The organism is Anaerotruncus sp. DFI.9.16 (genome assembly GCF_024461615.1).
GTDB classification, from domain to species: Bacteria; Bacillota; Clostridia; order Oscillospirales; family Ruminococcaceae; genus Anaerotruncus; species Anaerotruncus massiliensis.
The window spans coordinates 1-218 of the sequence record NZ_JANFZX010000184.1; the positions used below are offsets into that span (position 1 = coordinate 1).

1 pseudogene is annotated in these 218 nt (G+C 65.1%); it reads left to right on the forward strand.

The window, feature by feature from the left end:
- Positions 1–218: pseudogene (locus NE609_RS17475) on the forward strand (RHS repeat-associated core domain-containing protein); the annotation flags it as partial.

The window sequence follows — 218 nt, forward strand, 5'->3', positions numbered from 1 at the left end:
GTGGGACGGGCAGAACATCGTGGCGGAGATCGGCGCGACGGGAAATGTGGTGGCGAGGTATCTGCGCGGCGCGAACCTGATCGCCCGGGAGCAGGACGGCGCGGCGCAGTACTATCTGTTCAATGCGCACGGAGACGTGGCGCAGCGGACGGACGCGCTGGGAAACCTGCTGAAGAACTACCGGTACGACGCCTTTGGCAACGAAGAGCATCCGGAGC